Raw genomic sequence first — 19,283 nt, 5'->3', positions numbered from 1 at the left:
TAATAGTTAATGCCAACAATTTCAGTAATCCGAATTTGTAAGCATTACTAACAGACTATGCAAATTTCTTATAGTCTATTAGTATACCTTACAATTAAGTGAGTATAACGACGAATCATCATCGTTTATCCTGATAGCAGTATTTTAAATAGCGCTATTAGCATATAGTCAGTATATTTTTTATTTCATATTAAATTTAGAAGTAAGCTGATGAGTTATTGACGTTCATTTTGCCCGCCTCGTTTTTGCTATATACTGTTTTATAACGATGACATCAGCAGCCTGACATCCGCTGCTAGATAACGACCCTATAATGATAAGGATAATAAGTTTGAATGGCTTTGATGACATGAGTGATAACGTGAATAATTCAGACAATTTTGATGAATTTTTTGAGAATCTGGGCTATCGCTTTGATGAATCATTCAGCGACGGCTGGGAGCGCCTCACCCAATCGGTTAAAGAGATATATAACCGCACCACCGATAAGCTAGAAGATGAGCTTTCATTGCCGCTGGCGCAATCTTACATCAATGATGCCTTAAAGACTTACGTGACTGACAATGTAAAAGCCATCTTAGAGCTGCGAGTTGAAATACATGAAGACTGGTTTCGCTTATACTGTACGGTCGATGCAGGTGGTATTTATGCCGAAGTTGCGAGTAATTTTCGTTTGGTACATGCGCAGCTCGATCGTAATGTACAGCGATTTGTTTTTGGTCAGTTGACCAATACAGATATCCTAAATCTACGCTGCGAATCCTATCTTAAGCGTCAAGGTATCAAGCTGTTTATTTGGTTTTATCACCGCATCCTGAAAAAAGATCCGCTTGGCTTTATCCTATCTTACATCGATATTGCCCGTGCCAAAAATGAGATTATCTATATTGATATCAATCGTTGGCTAAAAAACAATAAAAAAATCATCGGTACTTTGCACAAGGCACAAGTCAACTATGGCAAGCTTGAAGAAGAACAGCTGGTGTTAAAAGCGCAGATTAATTATCGTGATTTATTATCTTCAAATAGCAATGAAGACATCATCAGTGAAAAAGATGAACCGGTACAAATGCAAGGTCCCATCAACCCGTTAGATGCAGAGAATGTGGCAAATATGACAAATGTGGCGAGCCAAGTTTAAAACATCATAAGCTCTTATCTGTTATACCTTTGCTATCTTATAACCGCCATTTCTTATAAAAAAACGCTGTATCTTGAGGACCATCGTCTACAGGATACAGCGTTTTCCTTTTTCTACAGTTACTAGCAGCATTCAAATAAATGATACTGAATAAAACTTCTTACCAGTAATTCTCTACCGCAATATTACCTTCGCCGCGACGATTCATTATTAGTCCCAACGTTTTGAGCGTCTCTTTGGTATCTTCGACCATTTCTGGATTACCGCAGAGCATAACATGCGTGCTATCCACATCTAGTGCAATGCCTGCCTGCGCTTGCAGCGTTCCGTCTAATAATAGCTTTGGCAGACGTTCTGTTAATGCGCCCTCGACAGGCTCACGAGTAACGATGGGTATAAAGATTAGTTTTGCAGGATTATCAATCAAAGAACCAAAGTCTTCTTGTAGACTTTCTATCTTATCAACGTAAGCTAATTCTTCTGTTGAGCGCGCGCTATATGCAAGCACAATATGCTGGTAATCTTCCCATGTTTTTAAATCTTGCAGCATTGACAAAAATGGTGCTAGCCCAGTGCCCGTCGCCAATAACCACAAATCTTTTGGTAATGGCTTTTGATAACGCGCCAATGTTAAAAAGCCAAATGGCGTGGTATTTAGCAGCAGCTCATCCCCTACTTCTAAGTGTTGCAACTGCGAGGTAAAAGCGCCATCAGGAATGACGATAGAGAAAAACTCTAATACCTCATCAAAGGGTGAGGAAACTATCGAATAAGCGCGAAAGATATCTTCGTTTAACGCTTCATTCAGTTCTTTATTAGATGCATCGCCATTTACTGCTGCTTGCTGCTTATAGTAGCTTAACTGACTGGGATTAACGCCCAGACGTACAAACTGCCCAGCGGTAAATTTAAAGTTATCAGGACGGCTAACAGTGAAGCTAAATAGGTTTGGCGTCCAAGTGGTTTTACTTAGCACGGTTACGGTTTGAATATTGTCGCTCATAGTAATGGATCACTTATGTTTTATTAGTATTTATAGTTATAACAGTTTAAACAAAAAAAGATGCGCCAAGCTTATCACAAAGCTGGCGCATCTTGTTTTTCGAACAGTAACCAGCGATAAGTAGCAGTATAGATATAGCGCTACTTATCTTAGCTTTTTATTTTTTAGGCTTACCAAATACGAGCTAAGCTTGCCCATTCAATCATACTGTTTGGTAAGACACCAAAGAATATAATGATGGCCGTGACTGCAATGACCATAATACCGCCAGTACGTAGACCCCACTGCTTCGAGACGTCAAATTCAATAAACTGTTTTGGACGTTTAAATAGCGTAAGCATAACCCGTAGGTAATAGAACAGACCAATAGCACTACCCAAGATAATCATCGCCGCCAAGAACCAATTGGTTCCTTGTACCGCAGCAAGAATCGCAAATAACTTAGTAATAAAGCCTGCGGTCAATGGAATACCCGCTAGCGACAGCATCATGATAGTCATGACACCAGTCAATACTGGACGTCTCCAGAACAAGCCCTGATAATGAATCAATTGATCAGCTTCACCAGATAAGCGATAAGGGCTCGACATCAAGGTCACGACACCAAAGGCACCGATAGAAGTAAAGGCATAAATCGCCATATACATGCTAGAGATACTATCAGCAGCAGAGCCAATACTTACAATTACGATTAGCACATAACCCATATGGGCAATGGATGAATAACCAAGTAAGCGTTTGAGGCTGGTTTGGCGTACTGCAAGTAAGTTACCCACCAAAATAGACAAGGTTGCCATAACCATCAGTAGCATCTGTACCGATGGCAACGCTAATAGCGAGGTATCGATTAAGAAACGTACTGCCAATGCCATCATCGCCACTTTAGTGACTGACGCCAGATAAGTTGCGATAGGAGCAGGTGCACCCTCATAAACATCAGGTGTCCAGATATGAAATGGCGCGGCAGAGAGTTTAAAGGCGATACCAAACATCATCATCGCCGCACCTAAGATTAACAGCGGCGATTCAAAAGTCTGTGTCAAGGTTAAGCTAATAGGCTTAAATGCTAGTGAGCCAACCTCTGCATAAATAAATGCCATACCCATTAGCAGCGTTGCCGATGCCGTCGCTGACAAGACCAAATATTTCAGCCCCGACTCAAGCGAGCGTTTGCGCATATAAGTATATGCCAGCATGCCGTATAGCGGAATCGATAGCATCTCAAGGCTCATAAAAAATGATGCCAAATGCTGGGCGCAAACCATGAGCAGCGCACCAACCGTTGAGAGCAACATGAGCAAATACAGCTCTTCTTTATGGTCTTTTAAATTGGCTAAATAAGCGTAAGACAATGTACAACATGCCAATGCACAGATAAAGATAATCACCATATTAAACTGAGCGAAGTTATCAATAACGAATAACTGCTCAGCCGCTGGTACCAGCGTGCCACTATCGACTATGCCTGCCATTTGCCCAAGCAAAATAAACAGACCGATATTCAGACCGATGACCGAAATCGTACCAGTCACCATATGTGAGCGCTTCATAGTGATGGCAATCATCGCCACCAATACCGTAATCACTACCGCAATGATTGGTGCATAAGGCAATAGCCCCATCAAATCATTCATCGTAAAATCATTCATGACTTAACGTGCCTCCATTGCATCAAGCAGCTGCGAGGCATCTACTTGGGTTACTTGACTGTATATATAGGCATTATTAATCCATTGCATCGCATGACTTGAGGTATCAAGGAACGGCTGTGGATACAGTCCGAGCCAGACCAAGCCAGCAGCAAGCATCAATAGCAACGATAGCTCACGCTTGCCCAAATCCTTTAATGGACGCTCTGGTAGACCATGAGATTTGGTCTCACGTAATGCCACTTCTTTAATATTATTGGCACCAAATAGCGCTTTATGAATCAAGATAAGTGAATACAAACCTGCTAAGACTAAGCTAAAGGTTGCGAAGACCACAAACACAGGATACTCAGCAAAAGCACCCAGTAGTATCATAAACTCGCCAATGAAGTTACCTGTACCCGGAATCCCTAATAAAGCGGCACAGAAGAACATCAATATTGGCGCGTAATAACGGAACTGACCCCACATACCACCCATCAAGGTCAAATCACGCGTATGTAAACGCTCATACAACTGCCCTGCCATAATAAACAGTGCTGCTGAGCTTAAGCCATGCGCCAGCATCTGAATCATCAAACCTTGCAGACTTAGCAACGTTCCAGCATAAATTGCCAATACCACAAAGCCCATATGCGAGATACTGGTATAAGCAAGCAGACGCTTCATATCGGTTTGCATAAAGGCAAGCCATGCGCCATAGAAGATACCAATCGTACCCAAAGTCATGGCGATAGGTGCAAAATCTTGTGACGCAGCTGGAAATAATGGTAAGACAAAACGGATCAAACCATAAGCAGCCGTCTTAATCAAAACCCCTGCCAAATCCACCGAACCGGCGGTTGGAGCCTGCGCATGCGCATCTGGCAACCAGCCATGAAACGGAATAATTGGCAACTTAACCGCAAAGCCAATAAAGAAGCACAGCATGATCGGATATTCCCAGCCGCCAAGTGACGTACCGAGTAAATCATTATAGTTAAAGCTGACCACGCCTTTTTGAGCGTAGCTAATTATAACCAATATCAAAATACCAACGAGCATGATTAGCCCAGAGGCTTGGGTATAGATAAAGAATTTAGTTGCTGCATATTCCTTAGTTTTACCAACAACGTCATGACCCCAAATCGCGATCAAGAAATAGATAGGAACCAGCATCATCTCCCAGAAGAAGAAGAATAAGAACATATCAATGGCTAAGAAAACACCAATAACGCCGCCCAAGCTCCACAGCAAGTTTAGATGGAAGAAACCAACACGGCGTTGAATCTCATTCCACGAACAAGCAACGGCGGCAACACCGAGCAGCCCCGTTAAAGCGACCATCATGAGCGATAAACCATCTAGCGCCAAATGAAAGCTGATACCAAAGCTCGGTATCCAAGGCACACTAAATTCAGCGACCCAAGGCACATTTGCGTCTGGCGCAATAATTTGCTGACTCATACCGGAAAAATCACCGTATTGCCACAGTACCATTGACAACACAAAGGTCAACGTCATACCGATTAAAGCAATCCAGCGCGGTAGACGTTTATTAAAGCGTTCAACCAGCCAGCATAGCAATCCTGCAATAAAAGGAATGGCGATTAATGCTGGTAGCATCCACGTTTGTTGTAACTCTATCATCTTATACCACCGTCATCATTACCAGCACCAACAGCACAGCCATACCTAAGCCAAAGCTTGCAGCATAACCTCGAAGTGACCCTGTTTGCGTCGCAGACAATACCTTATTACCTGCTGATGCTAGCTTAGGTAATAACAGCCACGTTTTATCAACAGGATCGGCTTTAAATAAGCGGCCGATGAACAAAAAGGGTTTTACAAAAACTATATCGTATAGCGCATCAAAGCCCATACCGTGATAGCACCAATGATATAACGCGCCACCGATACTGGTGCGCTTAAAGCTGGTCAGCAGTCGACCTTTATTAACGACATATAGTAGCGCCGCCAATATCAAGCCTGCTGCCATCGCACCCATCGCGATAAACTCAGCCGTATGCTTACCATGCGCTTGACCAGCCACTTCTAATAAGTGCCCAACGCTCTCTGGCAATACGCCTTGCAATGGCGGGGTAATAAATGCACCCACGGCAGTTGATAATACGAGCAACACGCTAAGCGGCAGCCAATATGACACACCCGATAATTTATGGGCGTGCGTTTTCTCTTCACCAAAGAAGATAATCCAAATCATACGGAAAGTATAAAGTGCGGTTAAGAATGCACCGAATACACCCATATAGAATAAGACCATATGACCGGTTGCATAACTCTCCCAAAGAATCGCTTCTTTAGAGTAAAAACCAACGGTAATCCAAGGTATCGCTGCGAGTGCACCGCCACCGACGATATAGCACCAAAAAACTAATGGAATCTTTTTACGTAAGCCACCCATCTTAAAGATGTTTTGTTCATGATGTACCGAAAGAATGACCGCACCTGATGATAAGAACAACAATGCTTTAAAGAAAGCATGGGTCATCAAGTGGAAGATAGCGCCCTGCCATGCCCCAACGCCTAATGCCAAGAACATATAGCCAATTTGGCTCATAGTCGAATAAGCAAGGATACGTTTGATATCCGTTTGTGCTAATGCACAAAATCCGGCGACGACGAGTGTCAATGCACCCACTGCCCCAACCCAGTACAATAATACGCCCGGTGTTAGAATAAACAATGGATGTACACGCGCAATCAGATAAACACCAGCGGTAACCATGGTTGCCGCGTGAATCAATGCTGATACTGGCGTTGGACCTGCCATCGCATCTGCAAGCCACGTGTGTAATGGTAACTGCGCTGATTTACCCATCGCCCCACCAACCAACATCATGGTGGTTAAAATCATCGTTGGATTATTAATATCAAATACTTCCGGGGCACGAGTAATAATCTCTTGAATATTAAGCGTACCAAATTCACGGAATAATAAAAACAAACCAAAAGCTAAGAACACATCACCAACACGGGTCACCGTAAAGGCTTTCATCGCCGCACGACCATTAGCACGGTCATGATAATAAAAACCAATCAGCAAGTAAGAACAAATACCAACGCCTTCCCAGCCAAGATATAGCAAGAACAAGTTATCTGCCAAGACCAGCAATAACATACTGGCGACAAACAAGTTCATATAGCTAAAGAAGCGCGCAAAGCCCGTATCGCCTTTCATATACCATGCGGCAAACAGATGAATCAAAAAGCCAATGCCAGTAATCACACCTGTCATCGTCAATGCTAAGCCATCAAAGCTTAAGCCAAAATTCGGCGCAAAGTCACCGACTTGGAACCAGGTCCACAGTGGAATCTCTACGACAGTTCCGGCTGGATTCGTCGTTAAAAAGGTATAGCTAACCACCAGTGTACAGAGCGCTGATAGCAGCATGCTACCTACACCAACAATCGCTGCTACCTGCTCGCTTAACTTGTCGCGCATAAAGGCTAAAATCAAAAAGCCAACGAGCGGGAATATAAAGGTTAATGGTAATAAACTCATGACATCATCCTTTCATCTCATTGGCGCTGTCGACATCGAGATGTCCACGCTGATGATAAAAACGCAATAATATTGCTAAACCAATGGCGGCTTCTGCTGCTGCTAAGGTCAAGATAAAGATAAACATAATCTGTCCATCTGGATCGACCCAGCGGCTACCGGCGACCACAAATGCCAGTGCCGCCGCATTCATCATAATCTCAAGGCTCATGAGCATAAATAAGAAATTACGCCGTACCATGACACCGCATAGACCAATGGCAAATAAGATACCTGCCAATATCAGTCCATGGCTCATGGGTATCAGACCCAGTACATTTTGCGCCTCAGCAACTGGCTGCACTAAGCCTGCTACTTCATGGGCAAACGGCACATTGGCAATATCTTGTGCCACGCTTGCTGCTAGTACCATCAGTCTGACTCCTTGCGCGTGACTTTATTCACACCTACCTGCGTACCTGCTTTCATGCCGACTTTCATACCAACATAGTCATGTGGGTCGACATCTTTATATTCGTATGGTTTAGCCATTGCTACCGCATCAGTATCTATTTGCATGCCGTTATCATCATATTGTTCGATACTGATGACATTAGGGTTACGTGCTAGGCTATCATTACCGATAATTTCATCATCAATAGATTCTTTACCCAAATGATAAGCTGCAACTAGAGCTGCCAATAGTAGTAATGCTGCTACTTCTATCAGCATAATATATTTGGTAAATAATACCGTACCTACCGCTTTGGCTGAAATAGTCGACCCGCCAATCACAGCAGCTTCATTATGATTAAGACCAATCATCGCATACAGCACAACCGCGATAATAATCGTTAATCCGGTCGGAACTGCCCAAGTACCAGCATCAAGCCAGCGCTCTTCCCGCTCATCATTACGCATACCTAAATTTAGCATCATAATAACGAAGACGAACAGCACCATAATGGCACCAGCATAAACGACAATTTCTAGTGCCCCAGCAAATGGTGCGCCCAGTATAAAAAATATGCCAGCAATTGCCAATAACGACACAATCATTGATAAAATAGCATGGACTGGGTTGGCTTGGGTTACCACGCGCAAGCTGGCAAATATTGCCACGGCTGCAAGCGAATAAAACCCTGCCAATTCAGGATGGTTTAAAATATTCATCATGGTAGCAAGCTCCTTAGGTCAATCGGTGCAGATTCATTTTGCGCCGCGCCTTTTGGTTTATCTGCTACCGCCATACCTGACACGCGATAATAGTTATAATCAGGGTATTTACCTGGTCCTGAAATCAGCAAATGCTCTTTTTCATAGACCAAGTCTTGACGGACGTATTCGCCCATCTCAAAATCAGGCGTCATCTGAATCGCTGTGGTTGGGCAAGCTTCTTCACACAATCCACAAAAGATACAACGTGAAAAGTTAATACGAAAAAACTCTGGATACCAGCGCCCATCTTCACGTTCTGCTTTTTGCAGTGAGATACAGCCAACCGGACAGGCCACAGCGCACAAGTTACAAGCAACGCAGCGCTCATCGCCGTCAGGGTCACGCGACAATATAATACGTCCACGAAAGCGCGGCGGTACAGGTACCGGCACTTCAGGATAAAGAATGGTATCGCGCGGTCTGATGGCGTGACTATTGACCATCCACATACTGCGGACAATGGTAAAAATACCAATGACCGTCTTTTTTATAGTAGTAAACATGGATTATTATCCTTATCAGCTTTACTCTAGTTCATCAGTGATGGCTAGTAACGATTATAACGTTGGGGAAAAAATCAAAATCACTGCCGCGGTAACCAACAGATTAATCAAGGTTACGGGCAGACAGACTTTCCAGCCAAAGTTCATCACCTGATCATAGCGCGGACGCATGAGTGAGCCTCGAGCCAAAACAAACATGGTCATAAAGAATAGCGTCTTAATCATGAACCAAAAAGCTGGCGGAATAAACGGAATATCTAAATTAAAAGGCGCAAGCCAACCACCAAAGAACAAGCAGGTCATCAACGCAGAAATCAGTACAACGTTGACGTATTCGCCGATAAAGAACATACCGAACTTCATGCCAGAATATTCAACATGATACCCTTCAGCAAGCTCTTGCTCAGCTTCTGGCTGATCAAATGGATGTCTATGGGTTACCGCGACACCAGCAATGACAAAGGTTAAAAAGCCAAAGAACTGCGGAATGATATACCAGCCGTCAATTTGCGATTCAACGATTTCACGTAGGTTAAATGAGCCGGTTAAAGCAACAACGCCCATTAATGACAAACCTAAGAAAACTTCATAACTGATGGTTTGCGCTGCTGAACGCAAGCCACCGAGTAGTGAGAACTTATTGGCAGAAGCCCAACCACCGAACATCACAGCATAAACTGCGATACCTGCCATGGCAAAGAAGAATAAAATACCAATATCCCAATCTGCAACGCCAAGCGTTGGCGAGATAGGAATAATGGCAAATGACGCCAATGCGGTAAACATCGCTACCGCTGGTGCCAAGGTAAACATAAACTTATCGGTAAAGTTTGGCGTCCAATCTTCTTTGAAGAAGATTTTGAGCATGTCAGCAACCAATTGCAGCGAACCAAATGGACCGACACGGTTTGGACCATAACGGTCTTGCCATAGTGCTAGCATCCGGCGCTCATAGATAATCATCATAGCAGCGACAATAACCACCACTAAAAAGATAACCAGAGATTGTACGACCAGAAAAAGTATCGACCAAGTATCAAAGGTCATCATACTAGCCAAAAAGCTTGGCACATCAGGGATAATACGAGTCACTTGCATATTACACCTCCTGTATGGTCGGTGCTGTACTTACAGGCACGGCGAGGTTATTGTTATTTTCAGCATTATTCAACAAGGTATCTTTAGCCATGCTACCCATCATCGTAATAGGGGCATCTACTTTGCGTACCGATGCCGGCATTGATGGATGAATAATACTCACCTGACCGACAGGATAACCAATACAACCTTCGGCTAAATAGCCAACAAGCTCAACTGGCAGTGTAATTTGCTGTTTATCAATTTCAATCGCTAAATAATCACCAGCTACAATACCCCACTCTTTTGCATCGTCAATTCCTACGCGCCATGCAGCAATAGGTAATTGCTCAGCAACCACTGGACTACGCGATGCCATCATTGAGCTGGCATAGATATTATAGATAGGTACTAGCTTGGCTTGTCCTTGCTGCATATCAGTCGTCGTTGCAGATGTCGCTTCTGGAGCAACATATTGACGTGTCGGCAAGCGCTCTAACTGATCAAATAAGCGTACACCTGGATCACCATTAATTAGATGTCCACCAACTTTATCTTGGTATTTATTCCAGGCTTGTGGTGAGTTCCAACCAGCAGATTGGGCAAAAGGAATCATCGCACTTGGCGTTTGTTTACCACTATAACCTTCCATTGAAAAGGTCAGACCGGTATCCAAATCTTTTGGCTGCATCGGCTCATGTACAGAAACTGGCGCACGCATAGCAGTACGACCTGAGTAACGACGCGGCTGACGGGCAATTTTTAAACCGTTCATGCGGTAGTCAGCATCAGGTGCCGCCTCTTTAATACCAGCAAGCTTAGGATGCGTCGCTATCAAAGCGTTAATCACATCATCAAGCTGTGTCCAATCGACATCACGACCTTCTAAGCTGCTATGCACAGCATGCAACCAGCGCCAACCTTCTTTGATACTGCTTAGCGGATGGTAATATTCGTTATCATAAACTTGGAAGAAGCGCTGTGCACGACCTTCGGCAGAAACAAGCGTTCCATCTGCTTCAGCAAAGCTTGCCGCTGGCAATACGATATCGACATCTTTATGCCAATCAAGTAATTGATGATCTAAAGCAATAACGGTTTTATCTGCTAACAGCTGCGTTAATTTATTGGCATCAATAGCATCGGTTAGCTGATTTTCAGCAACAATAACCACATCAAAATCTGTCGCTAGCAACTCCTCGACTGAATGACCACCAAGTAAGCAAACACCGATACTATTGGCATCTGTCACTGCTAAATAAATACCCGCTTGTGCATGATAGTGACTATTGACTGCTGTTAGCTCAAGCTTAGTGGCAGGCTCACGCTCTACATTGTCTTGCGCTTCTGTATTTACGCCCGTTTCAGGCTTGTTAGGCTTCGCAGACAGCTCTTTATCTTCTGTTTGCTGTGCCGTTGCTGCTTGTACTTCGGCAGCTTCAACCTTGGCGTTATGCATTTCAACTCGATACTGCTCAGTCGCTTTAATCACCGTACGCTTTTGACTTAATGCTTGGGTGATTTGCGCCGCAGCTTCTATCAAAGCCGTAGATGATAAGCTACTACCAGAGACAACCAAAGGTTTATCCGCTTTAATTAAATCATAAGCAATTTGCTTTGCTAACGCTTGCATAGGGTCAGCACTAATACTGGTATCAACATTTTCTTCATTTACGCTTGGATCGACTATTTCTGCTAAATCATCAGCAAAATTAGCAATCTCATCAGCGACTTTAAAGCCAAGCTTAGTGATATCTTCCGGGGTCGCGACGACGCTGACCTTACTGATATCTTCAAGTTTGGTTTGAGTGACATCGATTATGTAAACAGGGCTTTGGACACCTTGACCGATACGCTTGACCGGCTCAGCTAACCACGATTGGGTGTTGGTGGCTGCTGCCATTTTAAGCGCTTCATTTTTCGCTGCTTGACGAATAGAGAGCGCCACACGCGAAGAGGTTTGAGTGATATCTTCACCCAAAATTAGTACCGCATCATGGCTTTCAATATCAGTCATGCCAGGATTATAAATACCGTCAGTGCTTAATACTTCAGTACACTTATTAACCAAAGCTTGCTGCTGATGATTGAGACCGGTTGAGAAATTCTCAAAGCCAACCATACTTTTTAGCGCAAAGTTGGTCTCAAGGCTGGCACGTGGTGAGCCAATACCGATGACTTTTTTGTCTTTGATACGCTTGATGGTTTCATCAAGGGCATAGTCGATATTGATTTTGACATGCTTATCATTGATACGCTCAAGCGCTTGGGTTGGGCGGTCTTCACGATTGACATAGCCATAACCAAAACGACCACGGTCACATAGGAAGTAACGGTTTACTTCACCGTTATAACGGTTTTCAATACGGCGCAATTCACCATAGCGCTCGCCAGCTGAAATATTACAGCCCGCTGAGCAGCCATGACAAATACTAGGCGCATACTGCATATCCCATTTACGGTTATAATGATCCGAATGGGTTTTGTCAGTGAATACACCCGTTGGACAAACTTCAGTTAAGTTACCTGAGAATTCGCTTTCAAACTGACCGTCTTTATCACGACCGAAATAGACGCGATTATTAGAGCCATATACGCCTAAATCCTCGCCGCCTGCATAGTCCTTATAAAAACGCACGCAGCGATAACAGGCGATACAACGGTTCATTTCATGAGCAATAAACGGACCAAGCTCTTGATTATGATGAGTACGCTTAGTGAAACGGTAGCGACGACGGCTATGACCTGACATATAAGTCATATCCTGCAAATGACAATGTCCACCCTCTTCACAAGTTGGACAGTCATGTGGATGGTTGGTCATCAGTAGCTCAACCATGGACTTGCGGAACGCCTTGGCTTCGTCATCGGTAACCGAGATGTACATATCGTCGCCTGGGGCAACCATACAGGACATCACAAGACGACCGCGACCTGCTTCCATATCTTCTTTGGTCATATACTGCTTAACCGCGCACTGACGGCAAGAGCCTACGGAGCCAAGGGCGGGGTGATAACAAAAATACGGCACATCAATGCCGAGTGATAAGCATGCTTGTAGCAAGTTATCCGCGCTATCTACTTCGACAGTGGTTCCATCAATATGTATGACTGCCATGCCGCTCTCCTTATTTCACGTCTAGCTGTTGACTGGCTACTGCATCAATGACATCTTCACCGACCGCCTGCGCAATTTTTTGATCAAACTCAGGGCGAAAATATTTAATCGCACTCATCAGTGGTTCCATGGCACCAGGTGCATGGGCACAGAAAGTTTTACCAATCCATAAATCTCGGGTTAAACCTTCTAACTTTTCGACATCGCCAATTTGCCCTTCACCATCATTGATAGCGGTCAGCAATTTAACGCCCCACGGTAAACCATCACGGCAAGGGGTACAGAAGCCACAGGACTCACGTTGGAAGAAAATCTCAAGGTTGCGTACCAATGGCACCATATCTTGCTCTTCGTCGACCACCATTAATAAACCCGTACCCATACGGCTACCGGCTTTTTGAATGGTGTCAAAATCAACCACGGTATCTAAATGATCAGCGGTTAAAAAATCAGTTGACGCGCCTCCCGGAAGCCAAGCTTTAAGAGTGCGACCTTCCTGCATACCACCGGCGAAATCTTCAATAATTTCACGTGCGGTATAGCCGAATGGTAGCTCCCATAACCCTGGATCATTAACCAGGCCTGAACAACCAAATAGTTTAGTACCGGGTGTTTCAACCACACCTTTTGCTTTTGGCAAGTCTTGATACCACTTACTACCATGCAAAATAATCGCTGAAACGTTATGTAAGGTTTCAACGTTATTCACGACGGTTGGACGACCCCATGCACCTGCCACCTGTGGAAACGGTGGTTTGGTACGCGGGTTAGCACGGCGACCTTCTAGACAGTTAATCAATGCCGTTTCTTCACCGCAAATATAACGACCAGCGCCCGTATGCACATGCAAATCAAAACTAAAATCTGTGCCTAAAATATTGTCGCCGACCAAGTTATTGGCACGTAACTCTTCAAGAGCAGCGCTTAAACGCTCTGCTGCTAAAATATATTCACCGCGGATAAAGATATAGCCAGCGGTTGCCCCAATCGCGTAGGCAGAAATAAGCATACCTTCGATAAGTTGAAGCGGCAGACGCTCCATGAGTAGACGGTCTTTAAATGTACCCGGCTCCATCTCATCGGCATTACAGACTAGGTAGCGTGGACCACCATCGGGTGGTGCCATCAGCGACCACTTAATACCTGCTGGAAAACCTGCACCGCCGCGACCTTTTACCACCGCTTCTTTGATAGTAGCTAGTGTGGCTTCCGGCGATTGGTTCAATGCTATTTTTAGTGCTTCAAAACCGCGCAAGGATTCATAAGTAGCCAAATCAAGTACGGCATCATGATGCGCTAGGCGCCATGTTAAAGGTTTGGTTTCACTAGTGGCTGTGGCTTTATCACCATAGATAGGAATACGCTGCTCGTTCAGCTGACTTGGTGCTTTACCTTCATTACGACGAGCAATCTGCTCTGAAATGCTTAAACTCATGCGTATGCCTCCAGCAATTGAGCAACATCGGTGGGCTGCACAGGACCATAAGTGTGTTCATCAATCAATACTGCAGGACCTTTATCACAGTTACCCAAACAGCAAATCGGCAGTAGCGTAAAACGACCATCAGCCGTTGTTTGACCATAGTCGATTCCCAGCTGTGCTTTTAATTCAGCCGCCAATGCTTCGTAACCTGTCAAATAACAAGCCACCGAATCACAAATAAGAATGACATGGCGACCAACCGGTTGACGATAAATACGGTTAAAGAAGGTTGCTACCCCATCCATATCGGTCATTGGTACATTGAGTATATTAGCAATGGCATTAACCTGCGCATCATCGACCCAGCCGTTGCGCTTTTGCACGATTTTCAAGGCATCAAGTGACGCTGCTCGTGGATGCGGATAATGGTGCATATGTTCGTGAATAGCCGCAATTTCTTCAGCGGTTAAGATACTTGCCACATCTACTTTTGGCATTTTATCGGAAACAATTTTCATAATCTTTTTCTTTCCTCACTCAGCCCACTGTTTAGGCTGCGCTTATAGCGCATTGACAGCGTTTTGGTGTGCCAGTTTGGCAATAATATATGAATAAACTTGTCTTACTTTTAACGTCTATAACGGTGGTTGCATTGAATTTAGTTATATTAAATGCAACCACCGTCATAAAGAATCTAACGGTCACAATCCGCCATCACAATGTCAATCGAAGCCAGATACATAATGGCATCTGATACCAATGAGCCATTAATGACCGACGGCATTTGCTGTAAATGCGCAAATGTCGGCGTACGTATACGGGTACGATAGCTCATTGTTGCTTTGTCTGAGGTAATGTAATAACTGTTTAGACCTTTGGTTGCTTCAACAATCGTCGTACATTCGCCCGCTGGCATGACAGGACCCCAAGAAACCGAGAGAAAGTGATTAATCAAAGTCTCAATATCATTTAAGGTACGGTCTTTTGGTGGCGGCACAGCAAGAGGATGATCAGCCTTATAAGGACCTTGCGGCATATTATCCATACACTGACGGATAATACGTAGCGACTGGCGCATCTCTTCTACTTTCACCATACAGCGATCATAAGCATCACCGTTATAGCCGACAGGCACTTCGAAATCGTAGTTCTCATAGCCCATATATGGACGCGCTTTACGTAAATCAAAATCTAAACCTGTGGCACGTAAACCTGCACCAGTGACACCCCAAGCAAGTGCTTGCTTAGTATTATACTGAGCAACGCCTTGAGTACGTCCTTTAAGGACACTATTTTGCAATGCCGCTTTGACATACTCGTCCAAGCGTTTTGGCATCCAATCTAGGAACTCACGAACCAAACGCTGCCAGCCACGTGGTAAATCATGTGCGGTACCACCGATACGGAACCAAGCGGGGTGCATACGATAACCAGTTACGGCTTCGATGACGTCATAAGCTTTTTGGCGATCGGTAAACATATAGAATACTGGCGTCATACCGCCAGCATCCTGAATAAAAGTACCGACGAACAGTAAGTTATTGGTGATACGAAAAAACTCACTCATCATCACGCGAATGGTCTCAGCACGTGGTGGAATGGTAATCCCAGCAAGCTTTTCGACCGACATGATATACGGTAGTTCATTCATTACACCGCCGAGATAATCAATACGGTCAGTATATGGGATAAATGAGTGCCACGTTTGACGCTCAGCCATCTTTTCGGCGCCGCGATGGTGATAGCCAATATCTGGGATACAGTCGACGACTTCTTCACCATCAAGCTGTAATACCAAACGGAATGCACCGTGAGCAGATGGATGGTTAGGACCAATGTTCAAGAACATAAAGTCTTCATCACGACCTGAGCGCTTCATGCCCCACTCTTCTGGAACGAAACGCAAGTTTTCTTGCTCGTATTGCTGTTTGGCATTATTTAGAAAGTAAGGAGTAAATTCAGTCGCACGCGCATGATATTCTTTACGCAGTGGATGACCTTCCCAGTATTTAGGCAATAAGATACGGGTTAAATGCGGATGTCCTGTAAAGACAATACCAAACATATCCCAGACTTCACGCTCATACCAGTTGGCATTTGGCCAAATCTGGGTCGCGCTTGGGACGTTTAAATCATCTTCACTGAGCGCAACCTTGATACGTACATCGCTATTACGCTCAAGCGACATCAAATGATAAAATACGGTGAAGTCACTGTCAGGCAAACCTTGACGATGCTGGCGTAGACGCTCATCTATCGCTGATAAGTCAAACAGCATGACATAAGGTTTTGGCAACTTACGTAAGAATAATAGAACGTCTAATACATCGGCACGCGCAACCCACACCGTTGGAATTTCATCCACTGTGTGCTGTACGACAAACTTACCGGCGTATTTTTCTTCCAGCTCTTTGATAACTGCTGGGACAGGCTTGATCTTAGGATCTATGTTTTCAACTACCGTGACCATGAATGATGTCTTCCTTCATTAATCATAACTGAGCTATATTAAACATAACCGAGCTATGATAAGCGTACGCGCACTTCTAAGAATTATGAACAACTGAGCTAAAATACTAAAGCTAGCTAGCAAACACTGATGTAATAAGCTAAATACTATCTGGGCTACGCAAGTTTTTAACAGCAATACGATCCGCTTGCTTACGGTCACGCTCAGGCATCATTTGCGGCTGGTAGATACCTTGCTCATTGACATGAATACCTAACGGACGACGCTCTTTAGTAATAGATTCTTGTAACAGCATCAAGCCTTGAATCAAGGCTTCTGGACGCGGTGGACAACCGGGCACATACACATCGACTGGAATGATTTTATCCACGCCTTGTACGACTGAATAGATGTCATACATGCCGCCCGAGTTGGCACAAGCGCCCATCGAAATGACCCATTTTGGCTCAAGCATTTGCTCATAAAGGCGTTGAATAACTGGTGCCATTTTGACAAAGCAAGTACCAGCGACGATCATCACATCCGCCTGACGCGGTGATGCACGAATAACTTCTGCACCAAAGCGTGATAAATCATGAACGGCGGTTAGCGTAGTGGCGTATTCAACATAACAGCAAGAGGTACCAAAGTTAAATGGCCAAAGTGAGTGCTTACGCCCCCAGTTTGCTGTTGAATGCACAAGGTCTTCTAGGCGACCCATAAAGACGTTTTTATTGACTTCATCTTCGATAGGATCGTTAACCGTTTGGCGAGTCTGTGCAGGATAAGTATCTGCATCAGGATTGGCTTTAGTTAATGTGTATTTCATAACATACAACCTTTATGTTAAGCGAAGTGTGACACTGATTTGTTCTCACTACTGCTTTAACTTTATAATTAAATAATTTTTTATTCACGTGCCATACTATTTATTATCGCGCAATGTTACTTAATAACGAACAACGTTATTCATGAGCGCTTAACGTTATCAGGCTGCGCAGACGCTGCAAAATCTACAGAAGTGACATTGCCTGTGGTATTAATATTATGATCGAGATTTTGTAAATGACGGCGATTGGTCTCAATATTGTTTGAGACATTAATCTGTCCGGAGGACTGCGCAGGTATCTTGCCCGTTGGGTCAACCATCAATTCATCAACACCATCAAACTGGGTGATATCAGCTAAATTAAAGCCTACAGGCGCCGCATATAAGCGCGGTTTTTTGCGCAGCTTATCAGCAGGTGCCCAATTCATCGCACCCAGACTTAGCTCATAGACCAAACCAATAATTAAGATGGTGATAAATATCGCAGCAGCAGCAAAACCTAGCCAGCCAGCTTCTCTCACAGAAACGGCATAAGCGTATAAGTAAAGGGCTTCTAAATCGAAGATGACAAAGAAGATTGCCACCAAGTAGAATTTAGCAGACAAACGAATACGGGCGTTGCCAGCTCCGACAACACCCGCTTCAAATATCTCTTCTTTTTGTGTGCCTTGAGAGCGACCGCCAAGTAAACGCGGTACGAACAGCATAAATAACACTAGCCCAATGGCGGCTAAAATAAAAGCAATGGCTGACCAATTAAAAGCGGACATGATAATACGTGCTCCTCACCCAATCGAGTGTTACACGCCGCGCAAGTACTGACCTATATTAAAGTCATCTAGCGACAGCTATAACGCAGACAAAAATACAAAGCGACTGTCATTGCGTCACTGTATTTAAGTATGTCGTTGAGTCACCTGTTAGGTTCTGTGCTGGTAACAACCAATTATCAAGCTTATTGACGACGATGTCAGACATGACCAACTGTAGAATGCGCCATTCGGCGTCTTAAGGCTGGTCGCCTAACGCATCTTCTAACAACGTAAGATCAACGTATTAAATCAATATCATATTCGATAGTTTATTTAATTGATTTAATAGCTCATTACACGTAGTCAACAATGACGTGACAACTGGCATAAATTATTTACGTACTATACGCATATTGGCAACCAAAAGCTAGTTTTTAACTGCATTGAACGGTCATTTTCTCTGCAAAAAAAAGTGGTTTTTTTAACTCTGAACTATGCTATAGACTCTTTATTATAGTGCGCTATATTCTACTTTTTTAATAGTGTAATTTGTCATTATTAGAACGCATTAAGAAGAAAAACATAGCTAAAGCCTATAGTTATCAAAAGACTATGCTTGTTTTCAACAATATGTTCA

At 43.9% G+C, this 19,283-nt stretch carries 15 protein-coding genes; 1 reads left to right on the top strand and 14 read right to left on the bottom strand.

The features are described from left to right. Positions 1 to 313: 313 nt before the first annotated feature. Positions 314 to 1,141, top strand: coding sequence for a hypothetical protein (locus ACMHKH_RS11260; RefSeq protein WP_413520734.1), 828 nt, complete (start codon positions 314 to 316; stop codon positions 1,139 to 1,141). Positions 1,142 to 1,301: 160 nt separating this feature from the next. Here the strand turns inward: ACMHKH_RS11260 and ACMHKH_RS11255 are convergent, their stop codons facing one another. From ACMHKH_RS11255 to ndhC, 14 genes are all read right to left on the bottom strand, one after another. Next, positions 1,302 to 2,144, bottom strand: a complete 843-nt coding sequence (locus ACMHKH_RS11255; protein WP_413520733.1) for a ferredoxin--NADP reductase — start codon at positions 2,142 to 2,144, stop codon at positions 1,302 to 1,304. 170 nt (positions 2,145 to 2,314) lie between these two features. Beyond that, positions 2,315 to 3,793 carry an NADH-quinone oxidoreductase subunit N gene (locus ACMHKH_RS11250; RefSeq protein WP_413520732.1) on the bottom strand — a complete coding sequence of 493 codons (1,479 nt, stop codon included), beginning with the start codon at positions 3,791 to 3,793 and terminating at the stop codon, positions 2,315 to 2,317. A gap of 3 nt (positions 3,794 to 3,796) precedes the next feature. After that, complete coding sequence (nuoM, locus tag ACMHKH_RS11245) at positions 3,797 to 5,422, bottom strand: NADH-quinone oxidoreductase subunit M (protein WP_413520731.1); 1,626 nt, start codon at positions 5,420 to 5,422, stop codon at positions 3,797 to 3,799. A gap of 1 nt (position 5,423) precedes the next feature. Further along, positions 5,424 to 7,298, bottom strand: a complete 1,875-nt coding sequence (gene nuoL / locus ACMHKH_RS11240) for an NADH-quinone oxidoreductase subunit L (protein ID WP_413520730.1) — start codon at positions 7,296 to 7,298, stop codon at positions 5,424 to 5,426. Between the two features lie 4 nt (positions 7,299 to 7,302). Then, positions 7,303 to 7,611, bottom strand: a complete 309-nt coding sequence (gene nuoK, locus ACMHKH_RS11235; RefSeq protein ID WP_041753378.1) for an NADH-quinone oxidoreductase subunit NuoK — start codon at positions 7,609 to 7,611, stop codon at positions 7,303 to 7,305. A 98-nt stretch (positions 7,612 to 7,709) separates the two neighbouring features. Further along, entirely contained in the window at positions 7,710 to 8,453 is a 744-nt protein-coding gene (nuoJ, locus tag ACMHKH_RS11230) for an NADH-quinone oxidoreductase subunit J (RefSeq protein WP_413520729.1), read from the bottom strand. Further along, the gene (gene nuoI, locus ACMHKH_RS11225) at positions 8,450 to 8,998 is read right to left on the bottom strand and encodes an NADH-quinone oxidoreductase subunit NuoI (RefSeq protein WP_413520728.1); all 549 of its coding nucleotides are present in this window, start codon (positions 8,996 to 8,998) and stop codon (positions 8,450 to 8,452) included. The genes nuoJ and nuoI overlap by 4 nt, the downstream gene beginning before the upstream one ends. A 54-nt stretch (positions 8,999 to 9,052) precedes the next feature. Beyond that, on the bottom strand, positions 9,053 to 10,048 hold the full coding sequence (gene nuoH, locus ACMHKH_RS11220) for an NADH-quinone oxidoreductase subunit NuoH (protein WP_413520735.1): 996 nt from the start codon (positions 10,046 to 10,048) through the stop codon (positions 9,053 to 9,055). 49 nt (positions 10,049 to 10,097) lie between these two features. Then, positions 10,098 to 13,193 carry an NADH-quinone oxidoreductase subunit NuoG gene (nuoG, locus tag ACMHKH_RS11215; protein ID WP_413520727.1) on the bottom strand — a complete coding sequence of 1,032 codons (3,096 nt, stop codon included), beginning with the start codon at positions 13,191 to 13,193 and terminating at the stop codon, positions 10,098 to 10,100. Between the two features lie 10 nt (positions 13,194 to 13,203). Next, a complete protein-coding gene (nuoF, locus tag ACMHKH_RS11210) occupies positions 13,204 to 14,628 on the bottom strand; it encodes an NADH-quinone oxidoreductase subunit NuoF (protein ID WP_413520726.1) in 1,425 nt (474 codons plus the stop codon). Continuing rightward, the gene (gene nuoE / locus ACMHKH_RS11205; protein ID WP_413520725.1) at positions 14,625 to 15,134 is read right to left on the bottom strand and encodes an NADH-quinone oxidoreductase subunit NuoE; all 510 of its coding nucleotides are present in this window, start codon (positions 15,132 to 15,134) and stop codon (positions 14,625 to 14,627) included. Before nuoE ends, nuoF begins: the two co-directional genes overlap by 4 nt. Positions 15,135 to 15,310: 176 nt before the next feature. Next, the gene (nuoC, locus tag ACMHKH_RS11200; RefSeq protein WP_413520724.1) at positions 15,311 to 17,086 is read right to left on the bottom strand and encodes an NADH-quinone oxidoreductase subunit C/D; all 1,776 of its coding nucleotides are present in this window, start codon (positions 17,084 to 17,086) and stop codon (positions 15,311 to 15,313) included. 139 nt (positions 17,087 to 17,225) lie between these two features. Continuing rightward, the gene (locus ACMHKH_RS11195) at positions 17,226 to 17,894 is read right to left on the bottom strand and encodes a NuoB/complex I 20 kDa subunit family protein (protein WP_413520723.1); all 669 of its coding nucleotides are present in this window, start codon (positions 17,892 to 17,894) and stop codon (positions 17,226 to 17,228) included. Positions 17,895 to 18,034: 140 nt separating this feature from the next. After that, a complete protein-coding gene (gene ndhC, locus ACMHKH_RS11190; protein WP_413520722.1) occupies positions 18,035 to 18,664 on the bottom strand; it encodes an NADH-quinone oxidoreductase subunit A in 630 nt (209 codons plus the stop codon). Between the last annotated feature and the right edge of the window lie 619 nt (positions 18,665 to 19,283).

The organism is Psychrobacter glacincola (assembly GCF_965118485.1).
GTDB classification, from domain to species: domain Bacteria; phylum Pseudomonadota; class Gammaproteobacteria; order Pseudomonadales; family Moraxellaceae; genus Psychrobacter; species Psychrobacter glacincola_D.
This window is presented reverse-complemented; position numbering and strand designations above follow the sequence as displayed.

What these genes read in the sequence shown, in the direction of transcription:
- ACMHKH_RS11260 (WP_413520734.1), top strand. Translation starts at nt 314, where the DNA reads ATGATAAGGATAATAAGTTTGAATGGCTTTGATGACATGAGTGATAAC.
- ACMHKH_RS11255 (WP_413520733.1), bottom strand. Translation starts at nt 2,144, where the DNA reads ATGAGCGACAATATTCAAACCGTAACCGTGCTAAGTAAAACCACTTGG.
- ACMHKH_RS11250 (WP_413520732.1), bottom strand. Translation starts at nt 3,793, where the DNA reads ATGAATGATTTTACGATGAATGATTTGATGGGGCTATTGCCTTATGCA.
- nuoM (WP_413520731.1), bottom strand. Translation starts at nt 5,422, where the DNA reads ATGATAGAGTTACAACAAACGTGGATGCTACCAGCATTAATCGCCATT.
- nuoL (WP_413520730.1), bottom strand. Translation starts at nt 7,298, where the DNA reads ATGAGTTTATTACCATTAACCTTTATATTCCCGCTCGTTGGCTTTTTG.
- nuoJ (WP_413520729.1), bottom strand. Translation starts at nt 8,453, where the DNA reads ATGATGAATATTTTAAACCATCCTGAATTGGCAGGGTTTTATTCGCTT.
- nuoI (WP_413520728.1), bottom strand. Translation starts at nt 8,998, where the DNA reads ATGTTTACTACTATAAAAAAGACGGTCATTGGTATTTTTACCATTGTC.
- nuoH (WP_413520735.1), bottom strand. Translation starts at nt 10,048, where the DNA reads ATGATGACCTTTGATACTTGGTCGATACTTTTTCTGGTCGTACAATCT.
- nuoG (WP_413520727.1), bottom strand. Translation starts at nt 13,193, where the DNA reads ATGGCAGTCATACATATTGATGGAACCACTGTCGAAGTAGATAGCGCG.
- nuoF (WP_413520726.1), bottom strand. Translation starts at nt 14,628, where the DNA reads ATGAGTTTAAGCATTTCAGAGCAGATTGCTCGTCGTAATGAAGGTAAA.
- nuoE (WP_413520725.1), bottom strand. Translation starts at nt 15,134, where the DNA reads ATGAAAATTGTTTCCGATAAAATGCCAAAAGTAGATGTGGCAAGTATC.
- nuoC (WP_413520724.1), bottom strand. Translation starts at nt 17,086, where the DNA reads ATGGTCACGGTAGTTGAAAACATAGATCCTAAGATCAAGCCTGTCCCA.
- ACMHKH_RS11195 (WP_413520723.1), bottom strand. Translation starts at nt 17,894, where the DNA reads ATGAAATACACATTAACTAAAGCCAATCCTGATGCAGATACTTATCCT.
- ndhC (WP_413520722.1), bottom strand. Translation starts at nt 18,664, where the DNA reads ATGTCCGCTTTTAATTGGTCAGCCATTGCTTTTATTTTAGCCGCCATT.